The organism is Streptomyces sp. NPDC021622, assembly GCF_040640795.1.
Classification (GTDB): domain Bacteria; phylum Actinomycetota; class Actinomycetes; order Streptomycetales; family Streptomycetaceae; genus Streptomyces.
Map to the genome: position 1 here is coordinate 739224 of NZ_JBFACK010000002.1, position 16295 is coordinate 755518.

At 72.0% G+C, this 16295-nt stretch carries 5 protein-coding genes and 1 pseudogene; 4 read left to right on the plus strand and 2 right to left on the minus strand.

Annotated elements, in window-relative coordinates; translation table 11 throughout:
• Positions 1 to 2 precede the first annotated feature (2 nt).
• Both AB0G47_RS07465 and AB0G47_RS07470 read right to left on the minus strand, forming a co-directional pair.
• Positions 3 to 596 (minus strand): (2Fe-2S)-binding protein, encoded by a 594-nt coding sequence (locus AB0G47_RS07465; RefSeq protein WP_360765064.1) that lies wholly within the window; start codon positions 594 to 596, stop codon positions 3 to 5.
• Positions 596 to 1486 carry a xanthine dehydrogenase family protein subunit M gene (locus tag AB0G47_RS07470; protein ID WP_266871704.1) on the minus strand — a complete coding sequence of 297 codons (891 nt, stop codon included), beginning with the start codon at positions 1484 to 1486 and terminating at the stop codon, positions 596 to 598. The genes AB0G47_RS07465 and AB0G47_RS07470 overlap by 1 nt, the downstream gene beginning before the upstream one ends.
• Positions 1487 to 1811: 325 nt before the next feature.
• On the opposite strand from AB0G47_RS07470, the gene AB0G47_RS07475 reads away from it, so the two are divergent.
• The 4 genes and pseudogenes from AB0G47_RS07475 to AB0G47_RS07490 all read left to right on the plus strand — a co-directional run.
• Complete coding sequence (locus tag AB0G47_RS07475; RefSeq protein ID WP_360765067.1) at positions 1812 to 3506, plus strand: PucR family transcriptional regulator ligand-binding domain-containing protein; 1695 nt, start codon at positions 1812 to 1814, stop codon at positions 3504 to 3506.
• Between the two features lie 154 nt (positions 3507 to 3660).
• Positions 3661 to 4380, plus strand: a pseudogene (locus AB0G47_RS07480) (hypothetical protein); the annotation flags it as partial.
• Between the two features lie 37 nt (positions 4381 to 4417).
• Positions 4418 to 12127, plus strand: coding sequence for a type I polyketide synthase (locus tag AB0G47_RS07485; protein ID WP_360765069.1), 7710 nt, complete (start codon positions 4418 to 4420; stop codon positions 12125 to 12127).
• Between the two features lie 77 nt (positions 12128 to 12204).
• A partial coding sequence (locus AB0G47_RS07490) for a type I polyketide synthase (RefSeq protein ID WP_360765071.1) occupies positions 12205 to 16295 on the plus strand: 4091 nt, incomplete at its 3' end.

The window sequence follows — 16295 nt, forward strand, 5'->3', positions numbered from 1 at the left end:
GGTCAGACCGCCTCTTCCTGACGATCCTGACGGGCGGCCGCGAGGCGGACGGCGTCCAGGATCTTCTCGTAACCCGTGCAGCGGCAGAGGTTGCCGGAGAGCGCCTCGCGGATGTCCGCGTCGGTCGGCTGCGGGTTGCGCTCCAGCATCTCGTCGGCCGCGACGAGCAGACCGGGGGTGCAGAAGCCGCACTGGACGGCGCCCGCGTCGATGAACGCCTGCTGGATCGGGGAGAGTTCGGTGCCCTCGCCCGTCTGGCCGTCGGTGCCCTCGGCCTGCCAGCGCTGGGCGCTGTCCAGGGAGACACCGCAGGCGCCGGACGCACAACTGCCGTGCTCCTCGCGCTGCTTGGCGAAGTCGGCGAGGCCCTCTACGGTGACGACCTCACGGCCCTCCACCTGTCCGGCCGCGACCAGGCACGAACACACCGGCACACCGTCGAGACGGACGGTGCAGGAACCGCACTCGCCCTGCTCGCAGGCGTTCTTGGAACCGGGAAGCCCCATGCGCTCGCGCAGCACGTACAGAAGGGACTCGCCCTCCCAGACGTCATCGGCTTCCTGCTGACGGCCATTGACCGTGAAGTTGACACGCATTACGCGACTCCCTCAGTGCTGCGGCCCTTGCCGCGGTACGTCTCCCAGGTCCAGCCGAGCGTGCGGCGGGCCATGATCCCGACGGCGTGGCGGCGGTAGCTCGCCGTGCCGCGTACGTCGTCGATCGGGTTGGCGGCGCCGGATGCGAGATCCGCGAACTGCTTGGCGATCGAGGGGGTGATGATCTTCTTGCTGTCCCAGAAGCCGCCCTCCTCGAGCGCCGCGTTCAGGAACTCCTCGGCGGCCTTGGCCCGGATCGGGGTCGGGGCGGCGGAGCCGATGCCCGTCCGTACCGTCCGGGTCTCGGGGTGCAGGGCGATGCCGAAGGCGCACACGGCGATGACCATCGCGTTGCGGGTGCCGACCTTCGAGTACTGCTGGGGGCCGTCCGCCTTCTTGATGTGGACGGACTTGATCAGCTCGTCGGGGGCCAGCGCATTGCGCTTGACACCAGTGTAGAAGTCGTCGATCGGGATGAGGCGCGAGCCGCGTACGGACTCCACCTCGACCTCGCAGTCTGCGGCGAGCAGCGCCGGGTGGGCGTCACCGGCCGGGGACGCCGTGCCCAGGTTGCCGCCGACGCCGCCGCGGTTACGGATCTGCGGGGACGCGACCGTGTGCGAGGCGAGCGCGAGCCCGGGGAGCTCGGTGCGCAGCTCCTCCATGATCTGGGTGTACGGGACGGAGGCGCCCAGCTGGACCGTCTCCTCGCCCACCTCCCACTCGCGCAGCTCGACGATGCGGTTGAGGTCAAGCAGGTACTCGGGACGACGGTGGTCGAAGTTGATCTCGACCATCACATCGGTGCCACCCGCAATCGGCACAGCGGTGGGGTGCTCGGCCTTCGCGGCGAGCGCCTCCTCCCAGCTGGCGGGGCGAAGGAAGTCCATGAGGCTCTCTTCTTCGTATCGTGGGTCGTTCGGTGGAGGTGATCCAGCCAAGCCGGGCCGGAGGCCTCTCGACTGCTCGTTCATGTGCTGTTAACGCGGAGTGGAGCAAGTACACCGCCAGGCCGTCCGATGGGGTCAGTCACCGAAACCATGAAGGAGTTGGCTGGCCAAGCCGCGCGTCTTGTAGATTCGTATGAAGAACGGTCCTCAGCAACCTCGCGGATTCCCCCTGGAAACCCCAGGCACCCGCCGACACACCACACCGGGTAGCCGGACGGGGACTCCATGTACATCCCATTCGAGACAGATCGGCGGCGACGACACCATGCGGCTGCGCGCACTCCTTGACACCGACGCGCTGGGCCTGCGGCTGCTCGGCGGTGAGGACGAGCTGGACCGCACGGTGCGCGGTGTAATGACCACCGACCTGCGGGACCCCAGCCGCTACCTCACCGGCGGCGAGCTGGTCCTCACGGGTCTCGCCTGGCGCCACGACGCCTCGGACACGGAACCTTTCGTACGGATCCTGGCGAGCGCCGGAGTGGCGGCGCTGGCCGCCGGCGAGGCCGAACTCGGCGACATCCCCGACGACATCGTGGAGGCCTGCGCACGGCACCGCCTGCCGCTGTTCGCGGTCAACGAGCGGGTCGCCTTCGCGACGATCACCGAGCACGTCGTACGTCAGGTCTCCGGCGAGCGGGCCGGTGACCTCGCGGCGGTCGTCGACCGGCACCGCCGCCTGATGACCTCGGGCCCCGCGGGCGGCGGCCCCGACGTCGTCCTCGACCTGCTCGGCTCCGACCTGGACCTGCGGGCCTGGGTGCTCTCCCCCGCGGGCCGCCCCATCGCTGGCTCCAGCGCGGCGGGGCCCGCCCTGTCCACCGAGGGCTGCGCGCGTCTGGCGGGCGAGCACCTGGCGGCGGCGCGGACCGGGCGGCGCGGGCCGCACCGGGTCCTGGTGGACGGCGTCACGTACTCGCTGTTCCCCATTCGGAGCAGCGGGCGGGCATCGGCATCCGCGAGCGCGGGCACGGCGGCATCGCGCGACGTGCGCGAGACGATCCTGTCGGACTGGCTCCTTGCGGTCGAGGCCGACGCGGGCGACTGGCCCGAGGAGCGGCTCGACCTGCTGCAGGGCGTGACCCAGCTGATCGCGGTCGAGCGGGACCGGCGGGACGCCGCCCGCACGGTGCGCCGCCGCCTCGCCCAGGAGGTCCTTGAACTGGTCCAGACGGGCGCGGCCCCGGCGGAGATCGCCGCACGCCTCCGGGTGGCCGCCCCGGTGCTGCTTCCTGGCCTCGGCGCGGCGCCGCACTGGCAGGTCGTGGTGGCCCGCGTCGAGTGGGACGGCGGGGAGATCGAGGGCGGCCCGGTGGCCCAGTCCCTCCTTGAGGAGATCCTCGTGGACCCGCTGTCGGCGGGCCCCGAGCCCTCCGACCGGATCGCGGTGGCCCATACGGGTGACGAGGCGATCGCGCTCGTACCGCTGCCGGCGGTGTCCTCGGAACACGACGGCTCGGAGACGGGCCTGCTCGCGGACTCTCTCCTCGAATCCGTCCGCGCCCCCTTGTCGGCGGGCCTCGACGGCGACGGCCGCCTCACGCTCGGCGTGAGCGCGTCCGTGCACTCGGCGGAGGGCCTGCGCGGCGCCCTGGAGGAGGCCCGGCACGCCCGCCGGGTCGCCGCGGCGCGCCCCGGCCGGGTCTGCGCGGCCGGCCACCAGGAACTGGCCTCGCACGTACTTCTGCTCCCCTTCGTGCCGGACGACGTCCGCAGGGCGTTCACGGCCCGCCTCCTCGACCCGCTGCGGGACTACGACCGGCGCCACCGCGCGGAGCTCATCCCCACCCTGGAGGCGTTCCTCGACTGCGACGGTTCGTGGACGCGCTGCGCCGCGCGGCTGCACCTGCACGTCAACACGTTGCGCTACCGCGTCGGCCGTATCGAGCAGTTGACGAGTCGTGACCTTTCGCGCCTCGAGGACAAGCTCGATTTCTTCCTGGCACTGCGCATGAGCTGACAGCGGGCACGGCCCTCAAACCCCTTCCATGACCCGCCCTTTGTGAAATCTTTCACCCAGCCCCTTGGCCGGACGTGTCGATCCGTGCTGAGATGCGCCCACGACTCAACAGCTCAATGGCGTGCTCGGGGAGGGCAACGTGGCGCATACCGCCATGTCTGGTACCGGAACGACTGCAGGGGACGATCCACTCCAGACCGCGGTATGGCGGCTGCGCTCGCGCGGCTGTTGGACCGACGCGGCCGCGCTGCTCGCCTCCCGGGAGGGGGCGAGGGCGGCCCTCCAGAGAACGTCACTCCTGGTGGAACGCTGCCTGTTCACCGGGGACGGATGGAGCGAGGCCGAGGACGGGCTCCGTTCGGCGGAGGCGCTGGCCGCCGAGGACGACGACCGGGGCGAAGCGGCTTGTGAGCGGGGGCAGTTGGCGTACGCGTCGACGGTGCTCGGGGTCCGGGACCGGGCGGACGAGGCGCGTACGGCGCTGGGGCGGGCGGCGGCGTTGCTCGCCCCGAACGCCTCGGGGCGGCCTCTCCTCGACTTCCGTCGCGGTCTTGTCGCCGAGCATCTCGCGGACTCACCGCAGGCGGCGCGGGCCGCGTACCGGCGGGCGCATGCGGGCGCGACGGCGCACGGCGACTCGCTCCTGCTGTCCTTCACGTGGCGGCATCTTGCCGGACTCGCCCTGCGGGAGGGGGAGTTGGCGGAGGCACGGCACGGCTTCTCCGAGTCCCTCCGCATCCGCGAGGAGCTGGGCTATCTGGTCGGCACGGCCCCCGCGCTTGCGGCCCTGGCCGACGCGGAGCCGGAGCCGGAGGCGGGCCGCCTCCGGGCCGAGGCCGCGCGCCTCTTCCGCCTGATGGGCGGGGTCCCGTCCCCGTCTCCGCGTGAGTCACGCTTTCCACTCGCCGCTGATGGACCCCATGCTCGACGAGTTCCGCTCGGTGGTCGAGGCAGTCGAGTGCGGCGAACCCCAGATCCCGATCGTGTCGACGCTGACCGGCGTCCGCGCGTCCGCCGAGGAGTTGGCGTCGGCGGAGTACTGGGTGCGGCATGTGCGTGAGTCGGTGCGGTTCGCCGACGCCGTCGGGGCTCTGGTCGCTGAGGGCGTGGGTACGTTCGTCGAGGTCGGCCCGGGTGGCACGCTGTCGGCGCTGGGCCGTGAGTCCGCGCCGGAGGCAACCTTCGTACCGGTACTGCGTGGCGACCGCCCGGAGGCGGCCGCCGCCACGACCGCCGCAGGACAGCTCCACGTACGGGGCGTCCGAGTGGACTGGGAGGTGTTCTTCGCCGGTCGCGGTGCGCGGCGGGTGGACCTGCCGACGTACGCCTTCCAGCGCGAGCGCTACTGGCCCGATGTGCTGCCCGCGATGGGCGATGTCTCGGCGGTCGGGCTCGGTGCCGCCGAGCACCCGCTGCTCGGCGCGACCGTCACTCTCGGTGGCACGGATGGTGTGTTGCTGACCGGACGGTTGTCGCTTCAGACCCACCCGTGGCTGGCCGACTCCCTCGTCCAGGGTTCGGTACTGCTGCCCGGTGCTGCGTTTGTCGAGCTGGCGGTGCGAGCGGGGGACGAGGTCGGGTGTGACCTGGTCGAGGAGTTGACCCTGGAGGCGCCGCTTGTTCTGCCGGAGCGCGGATCGGTGCGGGTGCAGGTGTGGGTCGGGGCCGAGGACTCGTCGGGCCGGCGTGAGCTGAGCTTCCACTCCAGTGTGGGTGATACCGACGACGGCCGTTCATGGACCCGGCACGCCACCGGCGTACTGCGTGAGGGTGGCCGCTCCGGTGGGGCTTCGCTGGCCGAGTGGCCGCCGGCGGGCGCGGAGGCCGTGGACCTGGACGGCTACTACGACCGCATGGTCGCGGGTGGCTTCGGCTACGGGCCGGTGTTCCGGGGGCTGCGGTCGGCCTGGCGCAAGGGCGACGAGGTGTTCGCCGAGGTCGGGCTCCCGGACGGTGTGGGAGTGGACGGCTTCGGTCTGCACCCGGCGTTGCTCGACGCGGCGCTGCACGCGATCGGCCTGGCGGGTGGCGACGGTGACTCCGGAGGCTTGCCGTTCTCGTGGTCGGGGGTGCGGCTGCACGCCTCGGGTGCGACGGCGCTGCGGGTGCGTCTGTCGCCCACCGGTGCGGACGGAGTGGCGCTGACGGTCGCGGACGGCTCCGGCGCACCGGTGGCCACGATCGACTCGCTCGTGCTGCGCCCCATGGCGGCGAAGCCGTCGCGGCGGAACGGGGAGTCGCTGTTCGGCGTCGACTGGGTGTCGGCTCCTTCGTCCGACGGTGACGTACCGACGGTCGAGACGATTGAGTGGACCGACCTGCCGCTGCTGGCGCAGGCGGTGGAGCTGCCTGACTTCGTTGTTCTGCCGTGCCCGGTCGCATCCTCGTCCGACCCGGTGGCCGGTGCGCATGAGGTGGCGCACTGGGCACTGAACACAGCCCAGTCCTGGTTGGCGGACGGGCGGTTCGACGCGTCGCGTCTGGTCATCGTGACCCGTGGCGCGATCGCCGCCGCGGCCGATGACGACGTACGAGATGTCGCTCAGGCGGCGGTGTGGGGTCTGGTGCGGTCCGCTCAGTCGGAGAACCCGGACCGGATCGTGCTGGTCGACCTCGATGACGAGGCGGCCTCGCTCGATGTCCTGCCGACCGCGCTGGCCATCGGTGAGCCGCAGTTGGCGCTGCGGTCCGGTGACGTTCGCGTGCCGCGCCTGGCCAGGGTGCGGCAGTCCGCAGCGGACGACCCGGGCTTTGGTTCCGGTGCCGTGTTGCTCACCGGTGCGACGGGCACGCTGGGTGGCCTGGTGGCCCGGCACTTGGTCGCCGAGCGAGGTGTGCGCAACCTGCTGCTGGTGAGCAGGCGCGGTTCCGCCGCAGACGGCGCCGAGGAACTGCGTGATGAACTCACCGCGCAGGGCGCCGAAGTGACGTACGCGGCATGTGACGTGTCCGACCGTGAGGCCCTCAAGGAACTGCTCGCCGAGCACGACATATCCGCCGTGATCCACACCGCAGGCGTGCTGGACACCGCCACGATCGAATCGATGACCCCGGACCAGGTCGACACCGTGTTCCGGCCCAAGGTCGACGCGGCCTGGCACCTGCACGAGCTGACCCGCGACCTCGACCTGTCCGCATTCGTGCTGTTCTCCTCGGCGGCGGGCGCCCTCGGCGACCCGGCCCAGGGCAACAACGCGGCGGCCGGCACCTTCCTGGACGCGCTCGCCCAGCACCGCCGCGCCGCTGGTTTGCCTGCCACATCCTTGGCATGGGGCCTCTGGGCGGACGCGGACGGCACGGCAGACAGCCCCGACGAGGCCGACGTACGAAGGATCACCAGCAGTGGCGCGATCCCGATCGGCGTGGCCGAGGGCCTTGCGCTGTTCGACGCGGCGGGTTCCACGGACCGTGCCGCGCTCGTGCCGATCCCCCTCGACCTGACCGTGCTGCAGCGGCAGGCACGTTCCCATCCCGTGCCGCACCTCCTGCGCGGCCTGGTGCGGGGCACCGCGCGCAGGACCGCCGATTCCGGGGCCGCCGCGTCCGCTTTGGCGCAGTCCCTCGCCGGGCTGACCGAGGCCGAGCGGGAGAAGGCGTTGCTGGACCTCGTGCTCGGCCATGTGGCCGTGGTGCTCGGTCACAGCTCGGCGCACGCCGTCGTACCCGACCGTGCGTTCAAGGAGCTCGGGTTCGACTCGTTGACCGCCGTCGAATTCCGTGACCGGCTCAACGCGGCCACCGAACTGCGCCTGCCCGCCACGCTGGTCTTCGACTACCCGACCCCTGCCGCGCTCGTCGCGCACCTCGTCGCCGAACTGGCGGGCGCGCCCGTCGCGGCGGCACGTACCCGCACGACCGTCGCCGTCGCCGGGGCCGACGAGCCGATCGCGATCGTCGGCATGAGCTGCCGCTACCCCGGCGGGGTCAACTCGCCCGAGGACCTGTGGCGACTCGTCCTTGACGGCGCCGACGCCATCAGCGAGTTCCCCGGAAACCGCGGCTGGGACCTGGACGCGATCTACCACCCGGACCCTGACCACGCGGGCACCACCTACACCCGCGAGGGCGGCTTCCTGCACGACGCCGATCTGTTCGACCCGGCGTTCTTCGGGATCTCGCCCCGCGAGGCCCTTGCCATGGACCCGCAGCACCGGCTGCTGCTCGAGACCTCCTGGGAGGCGTTCGAGCGGTCCGGTATCGACCCGAACTCGGTGCGGGGACGCGACATCGGCGTGTACGCCGGCACCAGCATCCAGGACTACGCGAACTTGCTGGCGGCGGGCGAGGAGAGCGTCGAGGGATACGTCGGTACGGGCAACGCGGCGAGCGTCACGTCCGGTCGGCTCTCCTACACGTTCGGTCTTGAGGGACCTGCGGTCACGGTCGACACGGCGTGCTCCTCGTCCCTCGTGGCCCTGCACCTGGCCGTGCAGGCGGTGCGGTCGGGCGAGTGCTCGATGGCGCTGGCCGGTGGCGTGGCGGTGATGACGACGCCGGGCGCGTTCATGGACTTCAGCCGCCAGCGCGGCCTTTCCGTGGACGGTCGGTGCAGGCCGTTCTCGTCGGACGCCGAAGGCACCGGCTGGGGCGAGGGCGTCGGCATGCTCGTACTGGAGCGTCTTTCCGACGCCCGGCGGAACGGGCACCGCGTGCTTGCCGTCGTGCGGGGCACCGCGGTGAACCAGGACGGCGCGTCCAACGGCCTGACCGCTCCGAACGGTCCCTCGCAGCAGCGCGTCATCCGGCAGGCGCTGGCGAGTGCGGGTCTGGAGTCGGCCGACGTGGACGCCATGGAGGCGCACGGCACCGGCACGAAGCTGGGCGACCCGATCGAGGCGCAGGCGCTCCTTGCCACCTACGGCCAGGACCGGCCCGCCGAACAGCCGCTGTGGCTCGGGTCGCTGAAGTCCAACATCGGCCACACCCAGGGCGCGGCCGGAGTCGGCGGCGTCATCAAGATGGTCATGGCGATGCAGCACGGCGTGCTGCCGAAGACGCTGCACGTCGCCGAGCCGACTCCGCAGGTCGACTGGTCGGCCGGTGACATCGAGCTCCTCACCGAGGCCCGCCCCTGGCCGGAGACCGACCGGCCGCGCCGGTTCGGCGTGTCGTCGTTCGGGTTCAGCGGAACCAACGCGCACGCCATCATCGAGCAGGCGCCGGCCACCCCGGTCGCCGTACCGAAGGCCGCACCGGACCCGTCCGTGCTGCCGCTGCTGGTATCGGCTCGGGGCGACGACGCGCTGCGGGCGCAGGCCGAACGGCTGCGCGCCCACCTCGTGGCGCACCCGGAGCTGAACCTGCTCGACGTCGCCACCACGCTCGCTCGGACGCGAGCCGCCCTCGACCACCGGGCGGTCGTCGTCGGGCAGGACCGCGACGGGCTGCTCGCGGCCCTCGGCGCGCTCGCCGAGGGGCGGACCGCGAACGGTCTTGTCTCCGGCGTCGCGGCGGGGCACCGGGCGGCGTTCCTGTTCTCCGGCCAGGGCGCACAGCGGCTCGGCATGGGGCGCGAACTGTACGACCGCTTCCCGGTGTTCGCCGACGCGCTCGACGAGGTCTGCGCCCACATCGACGCCCACATCGACGCCCGCACCGATGCACGGTCCGGCTCCGCCCTACCGCTGCGGGACCTGCTGTTCGGCGGCGACGCCGAAGCGCTCAACCAGACCGCGGTGACGCAGCCCGCGCTGTTCGCGGTCGAGGTCGCGCTGTTCCGCCTCGTGGAGTCCTGGGGCGTCCGTCCCGAGGTGCTTGCCGGGCACTCCATCGGCGAGCTGGCAGCGGCCCACGTGGCCGGTGTCTGGTCCCTTGCCGACGCCGCCGCGGTGGTGTCCAGCCGGGGTCGCCTCATGCAGGCGCTGCCCGAGGGCGGCGCGATGTTCGCGATCCAGGCCACCGAGGCCGAGATCCTGCCGGAGCTGACCGACACCGTGGGCATCGCAGCGGTGAACGGCCCCACCTCGGTGGTGCTCTCGGGCGTCGCCGCCGACGCCGAGACCATCGCCGAGCGCTGGCGTGAGACCGGGCGGAAGGTGACGCGGCTCCGCGTCAGCCACGCGTTCCACTCACCGCTCATGGAGCCGATGCTCGACGATTTCCGCCGGGTCCTTGAAGAGGTGTCGTACGAGGCACCGGCCATCCCCATCGTGTCCACGCTGACCGGCGCGCGGGCGACCGTCGAAGAGCTGACGTCGCCGGAGTACTGGGTGCGGCACGTGCGCGAAGCGGTGCGGTTCGCCGACGCCGTCGCCACCCTGCGGGACCAGGGGGTGGACGCGTTCCTGGAGATCGGTCCCGGCGGGGTGCTCACCGCCCTCGGCCAGGAGTCCGCGCCCGACGCCGCGTTCGTGCCCGCGCTGCGCGGCGACCGGTCCGAGACGCTCGAACTGGCGACGGCCGCGGGCAGGCTGCACGTGCTCGGTGTCGCCGTCGACTGGACCGCTCTGACCGCTGGCGGCGCGCACGTCGACCTGCCCACCTACGCCTTCCAGCGGCAGAGGTACTGGCCCACCCTGGCCGAGGCCCCGACGGGCGAGGTCTCCGGGGCCGTCGACGCGCGATTCTGGGCGGCTGTCGCCGAAGGCGACCTCGGCGAGCTCGCGGACGAGCTGGCCGTGTCCCTCGACGACCCGATCAGTGCGGTGCTGCCCCGGCTCTCGTCGTGGCGGCAGGAACAGGCCGAGAACTCCGCGGTCGACGGCCTGCGCTACCGCGTGACCTGGCAGCCGGTGAGCGAGCCCACCGCGGCGCTCACGGGCACCTGGCTCGTGGTCAGCCGGGACGGCGCCGGTGCGGAAGACGTCGCCGCCGCGCTGAGCAGGCACGGCGCGCAGGTCGTCTCCGTCCGGACCGGCGAGGCGGTGGACCGCGAATCCCTTGCGGCCCGGATGGCGACCGAGGCCCGGACGGCGACCGGCGAGCCCGTCGCGGGCATGCTCTCGCTGCTCGCGCTCGACGCCGAACTGCCGTCCGGCGGACTGCACGCGACCCTCGCCCTCGTCCAGGCCCTCAGCGACATCGGCCTCGCCGCCCCGCTGTGGTGCGCGACGCGGGGCGGGGTCGCCATCGGCGGCTCCGACACACCCGCGGAGCCCGGCCAGGCGATGGTGTGGGGCTTCGGCCGGGTCGTCGCACTGGAACACCCCGAACGCTGGGGCGGCCTCGTCGACCTGCCCGGCACGCTGGACGAGCGCAGCGGCGCCCGCCTCGCGGGTGTCCTGTCAGGAACGCAGGGCGAGGACCAGGTCGCGCTCCGCGCCAGCGGGGTGTACGGCCGACGGCTCCAGCCGGTGACCTCGGCTCGCCTCGGCGACTGGGACCCCACCGGCACGGTCCTCGTCACCGGCGGCACCGGCTCGCTCGGCGGGCACGTCGCCAGGTGGCTGGTGGCGAAGGGCGCCGAGCATCTGCTCCTGACCAGCAGGCGCGGCCCGGCGGCCGACGGCGCGAAGGAACTGCACGCGGAACTGACCGCGCTCGGCGCCCGTGTCACGATCGCGGCCTGCGACGTCGCCGACCGGGACGCGCTCGCGGACCTGCTGGCGTCCGTTCCCGCCGAGTTCCCGCTCACCGCGGTCGTCCACGCGGCGGGCACCCTGGACGACGGCGTACTGTCCTCGCTCACCCCGGAGCGGCTCGACGCCGTGCTGCGGCCGAAGGCCGGCGCCGCGGCCAACCTGGACGAGCTGACCCGCGACATGGATCTGTCGGCGTTCGTGATGTTCTCCTCGGTGTCGGGCACGTTCGGTGCGGCGGCCCAGGGCAACTACGCGCCTGCCAACGCCTTCCTCGACGCACTCGCGGAACAGCGGGTGGCCGCGGGCCTGCCCGCCACCGCGGTCGCGTGGGGGCCTTGGGGCGGCGGCGGAATGGCCGACGGGCAGCTCGGCGAACAGCTGCGCCGCCGCGGCCTGGCCCCGCTGGAGCCCGAGCAGGCCGTCGCCGCACTGGACCGGGCCGTCCGGCAGGGCGATCCGACGGCCCTCGTGGCGGACGTCGACTGGGGTGTGTTCGCCCCGGCCTTCACGTCGGTGCGGCCCAGCCCGCTGCTCCAGGAACTGCCCGGCGTGCACCGCGCCCAGGGCGCCGCCGAGACGACGGCGCCGGTCGACATGGTGGCCAAGCTCACCGCGCTGTCCGGGGCGGAGCGCGAACGCGCCGTCCTCGACCTGGTGCGGGAGGCGGCGGCCGCCGTCCTCGGACACGAGGGAACCAAGCTGGTGGAACCCGGCCGGGCGTTCCAGGAGTTGGGCTTCGACTCGCTCACCGCGGTCGAGTTCCGCAACCTCCTCAACGCCACCACCGGCCTCAGCCTGCCCGCGACGCTCGTCTTCGACTTCCCCACGCCGTCCGCGCTCGCCGCGCACGTGCTCGACGGGTTGCCCGGAGGCGGGACGCCGACCATCGACATCGAACTGGACCGTCTGGAGTCCACGTTGTCCCTCCTCACGCCGGACGACGAACAGAGCGCGGCCGTCGGAGACCGCCTCCGTGCCCTGCTGTCCAAGTGGGACGCAACGCACAACCGCACAGAACCCGCCGAGTCCGGAACGGACGCGCGTACCGCGTCGGCGGATGAGCTGCTCGCGCTGCTCGACGATCAACTTGGCAAGTCCTGAGCACGAGCCGCTCCCGCTGCTCGACGAACAACTCGGTCGGTCCTGAGCCGATGAACTCACCTGAAGGGTCGCAACACATGTCCAACGAGGAGAAGTACCTCGACTACCTCCGCCGAGCCTCCGTGGACCTCCAGGAGGCACGCGGCAAGCTGCGCGAGGCCGAGGAGCGCGAGGCCGAGCCGATCGCGATCGTCGGCATGAGCTGCCGGTTCCCCGGTGGTGTGCGCTCGCCGGAGGACCTGTGGCGACTCCTGCAGGACGGCAAGGACGCCGTCTCCGAGTTCCCCACCAACCGAGGGTGGGACCTGGAGGCACTCTTCGACGACGACCCCGACCGGCAGGGGACCTGCTACACCCGCGAGGGCGCCTTCATCCACGACGTGCCGGACTTCGACCCGGCCTTCTTCGGGATCTCGCCGCGTGAGGCCGCGGCGATGGACCCGCAGCAGCGCTTACTCCTCGAGACGTCCTGGGAGGCCTTCGAGCGGGCGGGCATCGACCCGCACACGCTGCGGGGCAGCAGGTCGGGCGTGTTCGTCGGCACCAACGGCCAGGACTACCTGGCCCGCCTGCTGACCGGCGCGCCGGAGGGCTACGAGGGCTACCTCGGCACCGGCAACGCGGCGAGCGTCATCTCCGGCCGGCTGTCCTACACCTTCGGTTTCGAGGGCCCCGCGCTGACCATCGACACCGCCTGCTCGTCGTCCCTGGTCGCCATGCACCTCGCGGTGCACGCGCTGCGGCACGGCGAGTGCCCGATCGCCCTCGCGGGCGGCGTCACCGTGATGTCGACGCCCGGGGTGTTCATCGACTTCAGCCGCCAGCGTGGCCTGGCCATGGACGGCCGCGTCAAGGCGTTCGCCGACGCCGCCGATGGCACCGGCTGGGGCGAGGGCGTGGGCCTGCTGGTCCTCGAGCGTCTCTCGGACGCGGAGCGCAACGGTCACGAGATCCTCGGAGTGATCCGCGGCTCGGCGGTGAACCAGGACGGCGCGTCGAACGGCCTGACCGCTCCGAACGGCCCTTCCCAACAGCGGGTCATCCGCCAGGCGCTGGCGAGCGCACAGCTCACCGCGGCGCAGGTGGACGCGGTGGAGGCGCACGGTACGGGTACGAAGCTGGGCGACCCGATCGAGGCGCAGGCGCTCCTGACGGCCTATGGCCAGGACCGGCCCGCCGGCCGGCCGCTGTGGCTGGGCTCGGTGAAGTCGAACATCGGTCACACGCAGGCGGCCGCGGGTGTGGCCGGTGTGATCAAGATGGTGATGGCGATGCGGCGGGGTGTGCTGCCGAAGACCCTGCATGTGGATGAGCCGTCGTCGCATGTGGATTGGTCTGCGGGTGCCGTTGAGTTGCTGACGGAGGCGCGTCCGTGGCCTGAGACGGGTCAGCCGTGGCGGGCGGGTGTGTCGTCGTTCGGTGTGAGCGGTACGAATGCGCATGTCATCGTCGAGCAGGCTCCGGTGGTCGAGCAGGAGGAGCAGGCGGAGGTGCCGGAGCCGGTGGGTGACGCGGGCCTGGTGCCGTGGGTGTTGTCGGCGCGGAGTGCCGAGGCGTTGCGGGAGCAGGCGGCGCGGCTCAAGTCCTTTGTGGACGAGGCGTCGGACCTGGCCGTGGCGGATGTCGGCCGTGCGCTGATGTCCTCGCGGGCGGTGCTTGAGCACCGTGCGGTCGTGGTCGCCGGTGAGCGGTCCGAATTCCTGGCGGCTCTGGCAGCCGTGGCCGAGGGCCGGACGACCGGCGCCGTGGTCACGGGCCTTGCCGACGCGCCCGGCCGACTGGCCTTCTTGTTCTCGGGTCAGGGGTCGCAGCGGCTGGGGATGGGCCGTGAACTGGCTGCTCGTTTCCCGGTGTTCGCCGAGGCCTTGGACGCCGTGCTTGCGGAGTTTGGGCCTGAGGTCCGTGAGGTGTTGTTCGGCGAGGATGCCGATGCGCTGAACGAGACCGGGGTGACGCAGCCCGCGCTGTTCGCGGTCGAGGTGGCGCTGTTCCGGCTCTTGCAGTCGTGGGGTGTGCGTCCCGATGTCCTGGCGGGGCATTCGATCGGCGAGTTGGCTGCCGCGCATGTGGCTGGTGTGTGGTCGCTGTCTGACGCGGTCAAGGTGGTGTCGGCGCGTGGTGCGTTGATGCAGGCGTTGCCGTCCGGTGGTGCGATGGTGGCGATCCAGGCCACCGAGGCCGAGGTCGCATCGGATCTGCCGGAGACCGTCGGTATCGCTGCGGTCAACGGGCCGAACTCAGTGGTCGTTTCCGGAGTCACTGCTGACGTTGAAGCAGTCGCGGAGCGGTGGCGTGAGGCGGGCCGGAAGGTGTCTCGCCTGAAGGTCAGTCACGCGTTCCACTCGCCGTTGATGGACCCGATGCTCGACGACTTCCGCCGGGTGTTGGAAGCAGTGTCGTACGAGGCGCCGTCGATTCCGATCGTGTCGACGCTGACCGGTGTCCGCGCCTCCACCGAGGAGTTGGCGTCGGCGGAGTACTGGGTGCGGCACGTGCGCGAGTCGGTGCGGTTCGCCGACGCCGTCGGCACGCTCGTGGACGACGAGGTGACCACGTTCGTCGAGGTCGGCCCGGGCGGCACGCTGTCGGCGCTGGGCCAGGAGTCCGCGCCGGACGCCGGGTTCGTGCCGCTGCTGCGGAACGACCGCCCGGAGGCGGTGGCCGCAACGACCGCCGCAGGACAGCTGCATGTGCGTGGCGTCCGAGTGGACTGGGAGGTGTTCTTCGCCGGTCGCAGTGCGCGGCGGGTGGACCTGCCGACGTACGCGTTCCAGCGCGAGCGCTACTGGCTGGACGCCCCCTCCGCCGATATGGAGGTTGAGCTCCTGTCGCCGGTGGAGGCGCGGTTCTGGGGGGTCGTGGAGGACGGCGACATCGCCGACCTCGCTCGTACGTTGGATGTGTCGTCGGACGCTCCGCTGAGTGCGGTGCTGCCGAGGCTTTCCGCGTGGCGCAAGGAGCAGCAGGGTCGCTCCACCGTGGACGGTTGGCGGTATGGGGTCGAGTGGCGGTCGGTGGCTGCCGGGTCCGGGCGCCTGGATGGTGTCTGGCTGGTTGTTGCGCCGGTTGGTGAGGAGCGCGCCGAGTGGGTCGGCGGCGCGCTGACCCGGAATGGCGCGGACGACGTGCACGTCCTGCACGTGGACCCGGAAGTGGCCGACTGGGCGGAGCAGTTGGTTGGTCTGTCGGCTCTGAGCGGCGTGGTGTCGCTGCTTGGGCTCGCTGATGCGGGCGATTCGGCTGTGCCTGCGGGTGTCGCGGCCACGGTCGGTCTGTTGCAGGCGTTGGGTGAGGCGGATGTGCCGCTGTGGTGCCTGACGTCGGGCGCGGTGTCGGCGGGTGCGGACGATGCGGTTGCCGGGTTCGAGCAGTCGATGCTGTGGGGCCTTGGCCGAGTTGCCGCGTTGGAGCAGCCCGGCCGCTGGGGCGGCCTGGTCGATCTGCCCGAAGCACAGGACGAGACGACCGGAGACCTTCTCGCGTCCGTCCTCGCCGAACCGAACGGCGAGGACCAGATCGCCCTGCGTGGCGGCGGGATCCTCGGACGCAGGCTGGTGCACGCGCCGATGAGCACGAACACCCTCGGTGCTGGCTGGGCGCCGAGTGGGACGGTCCTTGTGACCGGTGGCCTCGGTGCCCTGGGTGGTCACGTGTCCCGCTGGTTGGCGGGGAACGGGGCCGAGCACGTCGTGCTGGTGAGCCGTCGCGGACGGGCCGCTGCTGGAGCCGCGGAGCTGGAGACCGAGCTCGTCGAGCTGGGCGCACGCGTCACGTTCGCCGCCTGCGACATGGCGGACAGGGAGTCCGTCGCCGAGCTGCTGGAGAGCATTCCGTCGCTCACTGCGGTCGTGCATGCGGCGGGTATCGAGCGGTCGGGCGTTCTTGCCGACCTTGATCCGGCTGATCTCGGCGAGTTCGGTGATGTGTTGTCGGCCAAGGTGGATGGTGCGCGCAACCTCCACGAGCTGCTGGGTGACCGGCAGTTGGACGCGTTCGTGCTGTTCTCGTCCATCGCTGGCGTGTGGGGCAGCGGCGGGCAGGGAGCGTATGCGGCTGCCAACGCGTATCTGGATGCCCTTGCCGGCCACCGCAGGGCGGCGGGTTTGCCTGCGACGGCGGTTGCGTGGGGTCCGTGGGGTGGTGGCGGCATGGTCGCCGGTGCCGGTGG